General features: G+C 69.8%; 9 protein-coding genes. 2 read left to right on the top strand and 7 right to left on the bottom strand.

What is annotated here, in order from left to right; all coding sequences use genetic code 11:
* Window positions 1–310: 310 nt before the first annotated feature.
* The 3 genes from JWR81_RS01900 to JWR81_RS01890 form a co-directional block, all read right to left on the bottom strand.
* Window positions 311–715: a hypothetical protein gene (locus tag JWR81_RS01900; protein ID WP_297645895.1), complete on the bottom strand. Its 405-nt coding sequence runs from the start codon at window positions 713–715 to the stop codon at window positions 311–313.
* 83 nt (window positions 716–798) lie between these two features.
* Complete coding sequence (locus JWR81_RS01895) at window positions 799–1,431, bottom strand: class F sortase (RefSeq protein WP_297645894.1); 633 nt, start codon at window positions 1,429–1,431, stop codon at window positions 799–801.
* Window positions 1,432–1,490: 59 nt separating this feature from the next.
* A complete protein-coding gene (locus JWR81_RS01890) occupies window positions 1,491–3,029 on the bottom strand; it encodes an ice-binding family protein (RefSeq protein ID WP_297645892.1) in 1,539 nt (512 codons plus the stop codon).
* Window positions 3,030–4,357: 1,328 nt separating this feature from the next.
* Between JWR81_RS01890 and JWR81_RS01885 the strand changes: the two genes are divergently transcribed.
* Window positions 4,358–4,618 (top strand): hypothetical protein, encoded by a 261-nt coding sequence (locus JWR81_RS01885; protein WP_297645890.1) that lies wholly within the window; start codon window positions 4,358–4,360, stop codon window positions 4,616–4,618.
* 48 nt (window positions 4,619–4,666) lie between these two features.
* Here JWR81_RS01885 and JWR81_RS01880 read toward each other — a convergent pair whose 3' ends face one another.
* The 4 genes from JWR81_RS01880 to JWR81_RS01865 all read right to left on the bottom strand — a co-directional run bounded on the left by JWR81_RS01880 (window position 4,667) and on the right by JWR81_RS01865 (window position 9,379).
* Window positions 4,667–6,955 (bottom strand): lysylphosphatidylglycerol synthase domain-containing protein, encoded by a 2,289-nt coding sequence (locus JWR81_RS01880; RefSeq protein WP_297645888.1) that lies wholly within the window; start codon window positions 6,953–6,955, stop codon window positions 4,667–4,669.
* A 297-nt stretch (window positions 6,956–7,252) separates the two neighbouring features.
* The gene (gene ligD, locus JWR81_RS01875) at window positions 7,253–8,182 is read right to left on the bottom strand and encodes a non-homologous end-joining DNA ligase (RefSeq protein ID WP_297645886.1); all 930 of its coding nucleotides are present in this window, start codon (window positions 8,180–8,182) and stop codon (window positions 7,253–7,255) included.
* A gap of 29 nt (window positions 8,183–8,211) precedes the next feature.
* Window positions 8,212–8,460 carry a hypothetical protein gene (locus JWR81_RS01870; RefSeq protein ID WP_297645884.1) on the bottom strand — a complete coding sequence of 83 codons (249 nt, stop codon included), beginning with the start codon at window positions 8,458–8,460 and terminating at the stop codon, window positions 8,212–8,214.
* 355 nt (window positions 8,461–8,815) lie between these two features.
* Window positions 8,816–9,379: a GNAT family N-acetyltransferase gene (locus tag JWR81_RS01865; RefSeq protein ID WP_297645882.1), complete on the bottom strand. Its 564-nt coding sequence runs from the start codon at window positions 9,377–9,379 to the stop codon at window positions 8,816–8,818.
* A gap of 259 nt (window positions 9,380–9,638) precedes the next feature.
* Between JWR81_RS01865 and JWR81_RS01860 the strand changes: the two genes are divergently transcribed.
* Window positions 9,639–9,967, top strand: a 329-nt coding sequence (locus JWR81_RS01860; RefSeq protein ID WP_297645880.1) for a DUF5313 family protein, incomplete at its 3' end; no start/stop codon positions are given.

Raw genomic sequence — 9,967 nt, 5'->3', positions numbered from 1 at the left:
CGATCACCATCCGGTCACTCTGCTCGGTGAGATCCATCAGTCAGGCGCTCTGCTCGTCCGCCCCGCCGGCCACCTCGCCCGGCGGCACAACGGAGTTCGTGGACCCGGCTGTCCACATCCGTGAGTTGTTCACCGGCGTAGTCCACCCGCTGACCGCATCGGTCGCATCGATAGGTCAGTCGTCCCGCGGCTCGATGCCGAGAGGCCGCACGCGTGTTCTCGGCGATCCGTATCGACCGGCCGATGACGATGGCGACCGGAACCGAAACGGCCGTCCAGCCGACGATCCCCGCGACGATCCATACGACGATCACAGCGGGTTCCCCGCATTGCCGTCCAACGCGTGCCGGTGGGTCCGGCTCATCGGCTGGAGCCCGGAAGCGCCGGGCTCGAGACGTGGCTCGTCGACTGCCGCGGCAGCGGCGGCGGACGCAGCGCCACTGTCGCACGGAGCCAGGGGCGCCAAGCCCTGCGGAGGCGGGAGTAGACGCGGAGCCGGGTAGGCGCGGGCCCACGCCAGCAGCGCGGCGACGTACATGTTGGACCGGTTGCAGCGGGCGACTGCCGCCGAGAGCTGCGCGGTGTCGGACAGGTCGTCCGGCGCCGGCGCACCGGCCGACCACGGGCCGCGGATGGGTTGCCGGGTGTCGCCCCCCGCGTCCACGAGCCCGCCGTCGGCGTGGTCGGATTCCGTCTTCCCGATCCCCGCGAGCATCCACCACGTCGAGGTGGTTCCGGCCGTCGGCCAGAGCCCTGTGGCCGACGCATGACGTCCTGTGGGTTGCCAAGCTCGGGTCTTCATCTCGCCGCGACGGGTTCTGCCGGCGCCGGTGTGGTGGAGACCAGGGAGGTGAAGGCGACCACGTTGGAGCGGTAGCTACGGGCGACCCGGTCGAACTCCCCGCCGCAGGTGACCAGCTGTAGTGCGCTGTAACCGTGCGGGCCATAGACCTGCTGAGCCGGGAACGCGTTCTTGGGATATGTCGCCACCTCTGTGACCACGAAGTGCGTGACCGCGCCGTCAGCAAGCGCCACCTCCACGTCGTCGCCCTTCTTCAGCGTCCGGAGCCGGAAGAACACCGCCGGCCCGCGATAGCTGTCGACGTGACCCAGGATGACCGCCGATCCCCGCTCGCCGGGCGACGGACCGAGCTGGAACCAGCCCGGGCGCTGGAAGTCCGTCGGGACTTCGACGGTCCGGTCGGGGTTGAGACCGAGGGCGGAGACCGCCACGGCCAGCCCGATCGCCGGGACGCGGAGCTCGACCGGTGTCGATCGGGCCGCGCTCGGAACCGCAGGCGTCGGTGTGGACGCCGTCCCCGTGGTCATGGTCGGCGCGGCGATCTGTGATGCCGGCGGATCGACCAACGCGTCGTCGTTGCCCCGGACACCCACCACCACGAAGCCGGCGCCGATGAGCAGCAGGACCACCGTGGCGACCCACCACCGTCGCGGCCCGGGTCCCGGTGACCCGGGCGGCGACACCCACGTCATTCGCTCTCGTCCCGCCCGCTCCGAACGACGCCGGCCACGCCGGCCGGGCGACGCCTGCGGAGCGCAACACCCGTGGTCACGACCGCACCGGCGAGGGCGAGGCCACCGAGCCCGATCAACCCCTCGTCGACCGCGTGCGATGCACCGCCCGCGCCTGTCTCCGGATGCCCGAGCGGGATGATCGTCACGCCACCGGAACCACCACTGCCCGAGCCCGAACCACCCGAGCCGCCTTGGCCGCCGGTGCCACCCGAGCCACCGATGCCGCCCGAGCCGCCCAGGCCGCCGGGTGCTGCCGGCGCCTTCGTAGCCGACGTGGTCGTCGTGGCCGACCCGGATCCGCTGTGATCGCCCGCTCCGTTCCCGCTACCACTGCCGCCACCGTTGTTGCCGCCACCGCCGTTGTTTCCGCCACCACCGGCGTTCCCGCCACCACCGCCGTTGCCACCACCGCCGTTGCTTCCGCCACCACCGCCGTTGCCACCTCCGCCGTTGCTTCCGCCACCACCGCCGTTGCCGCCACCGCCGTTGTTGCCACCGCCACCGGCGTTCCCGCCACCACCGCCGTTGCCGCCACCGCCGTTGTTGCCACCGCCGTTGCCGCCACCGCCACCGTTGTTGCCACCGCCGCCACCACCATTACCGCCAGGCGCCGTCTTGGTCGTGGTCGGAGGTGCCGTCGTCGTCGTGGTCGGAGGCGCCGTCACCGTCGTGGTCGGGGGCGCCGTCGTCGTGGTCGGAGGCGCCGTCACCGTCGTGGTCGGAGGCGCCGTCGTGGTGGTCGGGGCCGGGGTCGCTGCGCAACCGGTCCGGTTGATGACATTGGAGTGGAGGGTGACGCTCCCGTTCCTGGCCAGCACCCGCCCCTGGACGGTCGTGCCGGTCCGGACGGAGATCGAGGTCAACGCCAGGATCGTGCCGACGAAGTTGGTGTTCGTGCCCAGCGTCGCCGAGCTGCCGACCTGCCAGAACACGTTGCACGCATTCGCGCCGTTGATCAGCGCCACGGTGCTGTTCGACGCGGTGATCAACGTGGATCCGGCCTGGAAGATGAACACCGCGTCCGGGTTGTTCTGCCCGTCCAGGGTTACGGTCCCTGTCAGGCCCAAGGCCGTCGGGTTGGTGTAGACACCCCCGACCAGGGTCTGCCCTCCGAGCTCCGCAGCCACCGCGGCGCTCGAGGGCTGACCCGCAGCGTTGTTGTACGCGTTCGTCAGGTCCGACTGCGCTTGCGCCGCAACGGCATCAGCGGCATGTGGCGTACCGTTGTTCACCGACCCCGGAGGGAAACCCGTCACCGCGGAGCCCGGGCTGACCCCGAGGTCACCAGAGATCACCGACGGACCGGTATTGGTGACGGACTGGCCGGCCAGCACCGCAAAACTCGCTGCGGTGCCCAGCGGCACCGATGTCGCGGCGCTGGCCGTTCCCACGAACGCCACCATGAGAACCGTTGTGAGCAGCGCGACCGCCCCACCGACCGCGGCGCCCGTGCGCGTATGTTTTCCGCTCGCCACGTATGTAGAGACCTTCATGGGCTGTCTTCCCCTAGCGGGCTTCGGTTCCGTGACGAGCAGGACGTCGTGGAAGCGTGCTCATGCCCGGCACCGCGATACGGCGGGCCGCGTCACATCACGGACACCCGAGGCGGATCACCTTCGAGCGTGCCGCCGACGTATATGCGGGTAAGGAGCGCGCAATGAATTCAGCAGATTCTTGCTCGCCCGTGACGAGAGCAATGAACCCCGGCTGGTGCAGCAAGCAAGTGGCTCGTTGACGGTCAGACACCTGGCGCTGTCGATCGATCGATCCGCCCACTGACAGAGCGTCTCGGGGCCGCCGGACGGCAACCACAACCGGGTGACCAACTGACCCGTTCAGCTGATACTCAGGTGACCAGCCGTTACCGGTAGGGTGGCGACTACTCCTCCATGCCCACCACTGCCACTTGCGGATTGACAAGTCACAGAATCGTCATCGCAGGCCATGCTGTCAAGCCGCACTACACAGAGTGGCAAGCAGCAGTAGCGTCACCTCGGGGTGCGACAGCGATCCACACGGTTTCTCGTCCGGGCCGGCCGTCCGACGAGTTGTGCAGGCACGATGACTAGCGAGGCGGAAAGTTGATCGACCCAATGAACTCCGATGGGCCGTCACTGACCCTCCACCAGCTCATACGGTCGCGCATGGAAGCACATGGGTGGTCCTATGCCGACCTCGAGAAGCTGTCCGGGCGCGCCCTGAGTCGCGGCCGATGGCAGCAGCTCGGCTCCGGAGTCCAGCAGAAGAAGTTCCCGGACCCGACATCACTGTTGGTCATCGCGCAAGTACTCGAGGTCGACATCACGACCGTCGTCCTCGCGGCAGCCCAGGCCGTCGGGTTGGCCGTCACACCCGCCGGTGGCGATCTCGCACACCTCCTTCCCCCCGGAACGCACCGCCTCTCGGACCGGATGCGCGACGCGATCCTCATGGTGATCCGAGCAGGCGTTGCCGACTCACCCGGAGGCGAGGACAGAGCAGACCCCGACCGACAGAACGAACCCCTGCTGGAGTGGCCCAAGTCAGCAGCTCCGTCACGACGTCACCGAGATGGCCCAGCGGAAGACGGCTGACGCTCACCCGCAGTCAGAAGGGAAGAGCCCGCGGTTTTACCGCTACGCCACACGGTCAGGGACCTCCCGAATCGGAAACATTCGTCCGCCAGCGCCGATAAGAATCATGTCTGATTCTTCAAGCTGCGGCAGATCACTGCCCCGGTTCATTCGCACAGTGCTGACGATGCGTCCAGACCTCGCGACGACCAGCGCCGCGCGGCAACGCGAAGGGAGCTGCGTGGTGCGCTCCCCACTACGCGAACATCATGGTGATCAGCTCTCCGGCGGCCGCCGAGGTACTCGCCGGCGGTCTCAGCTACATGCTCCACGTCGTCTACATATCCATGCCCGACACCGTTGCGAGACTCGACACCTCACGCGAGAGGTGGGTGCTCTACCTCGACTCCGACAGCCCCCCGGAGGACCTTTGCTGGGCGATGCTCGACGTTCTCAGCGTGCTCGTCCACGGCCGGTGCGCGACCGTGTACGCCAGACCGGTCACATACCTGCGCCTGGTTCCGGACTGACCAGAGCGGTGGCGCTCGCCGTAGGTGGCCTGGACGTTGGGTAAGCATTCAGAACACGTTGTGGTGTTGCAGGTAGCGGAACATGCCGATTCCGGGCACGACCGGCAGCCAATAGGTGAGCAGGCGCGAGGTGAGGACCGCTGCGACAGCCGCTGCGGGGGCGACGCCGACAGCGGTGAGCCCGGCGACGAGGAGTGCTTCGACGGCGCCCAGGCCTCCAGGGGTAGGCGCGAGGTGGCCGAGGGTCTGCCCGACGATGAAGACCACGAGCACCGGGATCAGCGGGAAGTGCGGGTCGAACGCTGCGAGACTCGCGGCCAGGCCGAGCCCGGAGACCACCAGATAGCCGAACGCGCCGCCGAACAGCTGAACGGCACGCAGCGGTTGGCGCACCGTCCACCACAGTTCCCGTGCCACCTGCATCGATGGGCGGACGATCCTGCGGCGACCCAACGGGGAGCCGACGACGATGCCGACCACGACGAGGGCACCAGCCACCCCCACCAACACCGGCCACCCGGTGGGGATCGAGATCCCCCGCAGCGTCCCCGACGCTCCGATCCCGAAGACGCCGACCAGGCCCACGACGGCGGCGACGGCACTGGTGCCGGTCAGGCTCAGCAGGGTCACCCCGACGGCGAGGGAGCGTCGCAGACCCAGCCGCTCCAGATAGGCGATGTTGATCCCGAAGAAGCCGGCCCCGCCGGGGGTGGTGCGGCCGGTGAACGCCGCTGCGACCTGGACGGCGACGGTGCGCCAGAACGGTAGAGGGGTCTGGCTGGAGCCCAGGATCGACAGCGCCGACATGCCGATCGCCAGCAGCCCGCAGGCCGCCGCCGCCGCGAGCCACCACAGGTTCGCGTCGCGCAGCGAACCGACTACCTGGGGGAGGCTGGCCAACTGGGGCAGCAGCAAGTACACGGCGCCGCCGCCGAGCAGCAGGGTCACGATCGTGCGTGGCCGAACCGGGGAGCGGAAGTTCGGGATCGGCCGGTCGATCTGGTCGGCGAGGGTCTCGCGCAGCTCGGTGAACAGGTACCGGCCGTCGTCGATCTGCTCGCGGATCCCGCGGTGCAACGCAAGCGGCTGGAGGTAGACCAGCGCCGCCTCGAGCTGGTCGGCCGACAGTGCCCGACGCGCGCTGCACACCGTGCGTTCGACACCGATCAGTGAAGCCAGCGACACCAACACGTCGGCAACGTCCTGGTCGGTGCGGGCGGGATTCGCTCCGGCCTGGCCGAAGGTGAAGTCGAGCAGCCAGGCACGGCCCTCCGGGTCGACGAGGATGTTCTCGGCCCGCAGGTCGTGGTGCGCGATCCGGGCCCGGGTCAGGGCTGCGACCTGCGCCCATATCTCGTCCAACAACGAGTCGTCGATGTCCGCGATCGGTATCTTCGTGAGCCGGTGGCCCTCGACCTGGCGGTGGACCAGCAAGGGCGAACCGTGTTCGATGTCGCAGGACAGCACCAATGCGGGGGTGCGTACCCCGGCCCGCTCCGCGCAGAGCGTGACGAACGCTTCGTGGTCGGCCTCATGATGGGTACTCGACAACCGTGGCACATCCTGCACGTCGGCCGAGGCGAGCAACTGGCGTAGCCGGTACCACGGCCCGGCACGACGGTGCAGCTGCCGCACGGCACGGGCCCGCAGCGTCTCGCCGTTCTCGGTCACGACGCGGAAGATCAGCGGCCCGAACACGTGGCGCCCGACCGCCACCACCTCCACCGGATTCAGCCCGGCCTCCTCCAGCGCAAGGTGCACCGCCTCCACCGAGGTCCGACGCCCCGGCGCACCCCAGAACAGATGAAAGAGGCCGCCGACCCCCCAGCCCAGGACCGCACCGGCGAACACCCCGAGCGGCAAGGCCCCCTCGTAGACCTCGGCGACCGCGACTGCGATCGTGACGGCCCACCCGAGAGAAGCCAGCTTGCGGGGAAGGTAGGGCGCCGCGATCGTCACCAGCGCGGCCGTCACGGCCACCTGTACGGCTGGGAACCCGAACCCGCCCGGGCCGGGAAGCCGCAGGAAAACGTCGCCCGACAACGACGGCGGCACCGGCCGGTTGCCCACGACCCGGTTCACGACCTGCGCCAGGACCCAGGTCACGACGCCGGCCCCCGCACAGAGCAGCCCGGCGCGGACCCGTCTGAGATAGAGCGCCACCGCGGTGGCCCCGACGATGCCGACCCAGGTTCCGACCCAGAGCAACCCCGCCCACACCGGACCTGACGCAGCAGGCAGGCTGCCGACCTGCTCGAAGATCGCTACTTCGACGGGGTTGACCACAGGGTTCAGGGCCAGCAACGAGCACAGCGTCAGTACCCCACCCGCGATCACGACCCGCAGGACGTCACGCGGACGACGACCGATCGACAACCGTAGCAACGACTTCGTCGGACCACGCTCAGCCGCTGTCCCCCGGTCCGCCGATCGACCATTCCCGGACTCAGCCACATCAACTCCCGGCACACCGGGCGACCGGTCGCTCCCGACAACCGGTTACGCCCACACGACTCTAGGACGCGAGCAGGCGATCGGGTCGGTGGTGGCCCAGCGCACGTCGGTGGCCCACCCGCTGGACGGTGGCGGGCACGGGCCGGCACGCCCGCCCAGGCTCGAGGGCGCTCACTCTCATCACAGCACTGTTCTGAGGTCGGACGGCGACTTGTCCGGCCGTAGTCCCCGCCACGATGGATGCCGTAACCGGCCGTCCCGGGAGATCGACCGGTACTCGACCTCAGCGACGAGCTCGGGTGCGACCCAGTGGGCCTGGCGGGCGAACTCCCGCGGCACCGGCTCGGCGAACGGACTGGCCGGCTGCTTGAGCTCGGCGAGCCGATTGAACAGATCGGCGAGCATGGCGTCGGTGAACCCGGTACCCACGTTGCCGATGAACCGCAGCCCGCCCTCGGACGGCACGCCCAGGAGCAGCGCGCCAAGTGTCCCAGCCCGGCGGCCCTGACCTGCCGCCCAGCCGCCGACGATCACTTCGGTGTTCTTCCGCAGTGGTGTCTTGATCCAGCTCCGCGAGCGCTTGCCCGGCTCGTAGCGGGAGGAGATCCGCTTGGCGACGACGCCCTCGAGGCCGTGCTCGGCCGCCGCGGCCTGGACCGTGGCGCCCTCGACGTCGACGAACCACGGCGGCACCTTCACCGACCGGCCGTCGAGCTTGAGGCCGTCCAGGGCCTCGCGCCGGTCCCGATAGGGGACTCGGGTGAGGTCCTCGCCGTCGAGGTGCAGCACATCGAACACGTAGTACAGGACCGGCGCGGCACGCATCAGCTCCTCGTCCGGGGAGTGGCGCCCCATCCGCGACTGCAGCAGCCCGAAGTCCGGCCGGCCCGCCCCGTCCAGGGCGACCACCTCACCGTCCAGCACCACCGGCTGGTCGACGAGGCCACGCAGTTCACCGAGCTCGAGATAGATCTCGACCATCGGCTTGTCGTTACGGCTCTGCACCCGCAACTCATCACCGGTCACGGCGGTGACCGCCCGGACCCCGTCCCACTTGAACTCATACGCCCAGCCCTCGCCCTCCTGCACCGGACCGAGCGTGGCCAACATCGGGGCGATCCGGGCCGGAAGCCGATCGGTCACGACACTGCGAGCACTTCGCGAGCCGGTTCGGCCAGCTGCCACAGCACGCCGCGCCAGGCGGAGACCCGCTCGGCCGGCACGTCACCGCGGCCGTCCCACGGATAGCGCTCGTCGACGTAGCGGCCGACCTCGTCGGGGGCCCTGTCGAGCAGCTCCTGGCCGCCGAGCGCCAACAGCCCACCTTCCGGCATGTCCTGCAGGACGTCGCCTCCGCCGTCGTACTCCTCAGCCTCAGCTTGGTCCACAACGTCAGCGTTGCCATGCCGCCATGCACCGTCAAGGGAAACCACCTGGTCGAGGGCTCGCCGCGGCTACGGGCGGTCGTGTACCGACAGCCGCGTGGTGGCGGATCCACCGCCTCGATCGCTGGCCGGTCACCCATCGACCACCCGAGCGGCCAGGCTTGCCGGGTGTCGCACGAAGCGATCGACCAGTAGGTGTACGCGCAGCCGGTCCACCCCGGCCCGGGAGCTGATCGCCCTGCGCACCGGGCTCACTGCGGTCTCGATTCGGATGACCTTGCTGCCGCTCCGTCGGCCGGTCGACTGACGGAGCGGGCCGGAGGGGGAGGCTCTGGGCGTGGCCCGCGCAGGGCGGGATTCACTCGGCAGTGAGGTTCGGGAGCAGCGGGGCCGTCGCGGCGTCGGCGGGGCGCAGCCGGAACACCTGGAGGGTGAGCCCGTAGTACTTGCTTGTCTCCCCGACCCATTCCATGCCGTTGCGGCGCGCTGTCGCCGCGGCGCGGGTGTTGCCCGGTCGGACGACCGCGAAGATCTCGTCGACGTCCTGGCTGAACGCCCAGTCCGCCAGGGCGTGCGTGGTCTCGCCGGCGTAGCCGTGACCCCACACCCGCGGGTGCAGCTGCCACCCGATCTCGAGGTCCTCCTCGCCCGGTGGCAGCGGCAGCAGGATCGCCCCACCCAGCAGCCGCCCATCGCTGCGCCGCTCGATCGCCCACCGGCCCGCGGGCACCGCCAGCCCGGCGTCCTGCTCGATCCACTGCGCCAGCAGCAACCGCATCGCCGCCAGGTCCGGGACATGGCCCATCGCCGGGCTCAGCCAGCGTGCAACCTCGCCGTGCCCGTAGATACCCAGCGCGTCCGCGGCGTCCTCGACACGCCACGGCCGCAACACCAACCGGTCGGTGTCCAGCCGCTGCGCCACGAACCCATCCTAGTCCGCAAACGGCCTGTCCAGCGATCATGAGGGCGCCGGTCGAGTTGTCCTGTTCGTGGGTCCTGAGCAGGCAGGATGGCGTGTCCCTGCCGGAGCGGGCGTCTCGAGGACAGGGGCCCGCGAATCCCCGCTGGGGCGTAATCTGGCGGGGTCGGGGGCGTGGTGCACGTGGGCGGTCAGGCTTGCGTCGTCCTCGACGGAAGTCCACGCCGGAGCGGTTGAGTCCTCCGGGGACCGGAGCACCGACATGACGTCGGAACCCAGCAGGCACAGCCCGGACTCACGAGGCAGCTCCGAGGCGTCGCGGCGACGGCCCGGTCCGCTGCGCTGGTTGTGGTATGCCGCCGGCGGCCGGCTGCCTTCGGCGTATCGGGAGTGGGTGCTCCACGACCTCACCTGCCGCACCTGGCCGCTGCGCCATCTGCTGCGGTTGCTCGCGCAGCTGGTGCCGATCGCGGTCGTGTTGCTGGTGCTGATCCCGGGCCCGATGTGGGTCCGGGTGATGAGCGTGGGGTGCGGGTCGCTGGTCGGGCTGTCGTACTCCTTCGTGTTCCTCTACGAGGCCACCGAGCATCG

The sequence above is a fragment of the Pseudonocardia sp. genome (assembly GCF_025965585.1).
Classification (GTDB): Bacteria; Actinomycetota; Actinomycetes; order Mycobacteriales; family Pseudonocardiaceae; genus Pseudonocardia.
Note: the sequence above shows the minus strand (reverse complement) of the source record. Positions and strands in the feature narration are given on the sequence as shown.

Bases quoted from the DNA above. Each gene is read 5' to 3' on its own strand.
- JWR81_RS01890 (WP_297645892.1), bottom strand. From the start codon at position 3,029: ATGAAGGTCTCTACATACGTGGCGAGCGGAAAACATACGCGCACGGGC.
- ligD (WP_297645886.1), bottom strand. From the start codon at position 8,182: ATGTTGGCCACGCTCGGTCCGGTGCAGGAGGGCGAGGGCTGGGCGTAT.
- JWR81_RS01900 (WP_297645895.1), bottom strand. From the start codon at position 715: ATGCTCGCGGGGATCGGGAAGACGGAATCCGACCACGCCGACGGCGGG.
- JWR81_RS01885 (WP_297645890.1), top strand. From the start codon at position 4,358: ATGGTGATCAGCTCTCCGGCGGCCGCCGAGGTACTCGCCGGCGGTCTC.